General features: G+C 75.2%; 2 protein-coding genes and 1 pseudogene. All 3 read left to right on the top strand.

Annotation, left to right across the window (positions count from 1 at the left end):
* A partial coding sequence (locus ACFWJO_RS40350) for a 3-hydroxyacyl-CoA dehydrogenase family protein (protein ID WP_386873340.1) occupies positions 1–253 on the top strand: 253 nt, incomplete at its 5' end.
* A 33-nt stretch (positions 254–286) separates the two neighbouring features.
* Positions 287–670 (top strand): MmcQ/YjbR family DNA-binding protein, encoded by a 384-nt coding sequence (locus ACFWJO_RS40345; protein WP_386873338.1) that lies wholly within the window; start codon positions 287–289, stop codon positions 668–670.
* Positions 670–1,146, top strand: a pseudogene (locus tag ACFWJO_RS40340) (hypothetical protein); the annotation flags it as partial. The gene ACFWJO_RS40345 and the pseudogene ACFWJO_RS40340, both read left to right, overlap by 1 nt.

Below are 1,146 nucleotides of genomic sequence, written 5' to 3'. Positions count from 1 at the left end.
GGCCATCCGCATGGTCGAGGAGGGCGTGGCCTCCCCCGAGGACATCGACGCCGCCATGGTGCTCGGCTACAAGTTCCCGGTCGGCCCGCTGGCGCTGACCGACATCGTGGGCCTGGACGTGCGCCTGGGCATCGCGGAGTACCTCGAGTCCCAGCTGGGTGAGCGCTTCGCCCCGCCGCAGCTCATGCGGGACATGGTGGCCCGCCGCGAGCTCGGCCGGAAGTCCGGCAAGGGCTTCTTCGACTACCGCTGAGCCCCCGGGGCCGGCGCGGCTAACGTGACGGGCATGGACGAGCCCACGCTGCTGTGCGTCGCCCGCGACCGCGCCCTCGAGCTGCCGGGCAGCGCCGCGTCGCACCCCTTCGGCCCGGACACCGAGGTCATGAAGGTGCAGGGGAAGCTGTTCGCGGTGTTCATCGACCACGACGGGCGCCGCCTCGTGAACGTCAAGGCCCGCCCGGAGGACGGCGCCCAGCTGCGCGCGGCCCTGCCCGCGGCGATCACGCCCGGCTATCACATGGACAAGCGGCACTGGCTCAGCCTGGCCGCGCACCCGGACCTCGACGAGCAGCTCGTCCGGGACCTCGTCACGGAGTCGTACCTGCTGATCGTCGCGAAGCTCCCCCGCACCCGGCGCCCCGTGGACCCCGAGACCTTCGGCCGGGCCTGATGTCGGCCGACCGCCCCTTCCGCTTCACCCACCGCTGGGCCGTCCCCGCGGACGCCCGGTCCGTGCTGACCCTGCTCGCCGACCCGGCCGGCTACCCACACTGGTGGCCGGCCGTCCCGCGCGCCCGTCGCCTGGGCCCCGACCGCGCCGCCGTCCGGCTGCGCGGGTTCGTGCCGGTGCGCCTGACGATGGAGCGTCTCATCGACGACCGCGCCCGCGGCCTTCTGCTCGCCCGCCTGAGCGGCGACCTGACGGGCACCGTACGGGTCACCGTCCACGACGACGGCGCCCCGGCCGCCGAGCCCGACCGCGACGCCGACGGCTGGGTCCAGCCCCCGCCGCCGGCCTCCACGGTCCGGCTGCGACTGCGCGCCGAGCACGGCTGGGCCGACCTGATCGGCGCGAGCCGGTGCCGCGCACTCACCCGGGCCGAGGCTGCCGATGTCGTCGCCGGTCTCGGCCCGGATCCGCTCAAC

It is taken from the genome of Streptomyces sp. NPDC127092, assembly GCF_042722475.1.
Classification (GTDB): Bacteria; Actinomycetota; Actinomycetes; order Streptomycetales; family Streptomycetaceae; genus Streptomyces.
Note: the sequence above shows the minus strand (reverse complement) of the source record. Positions and strands in the feature narration are given on the sequence as shown.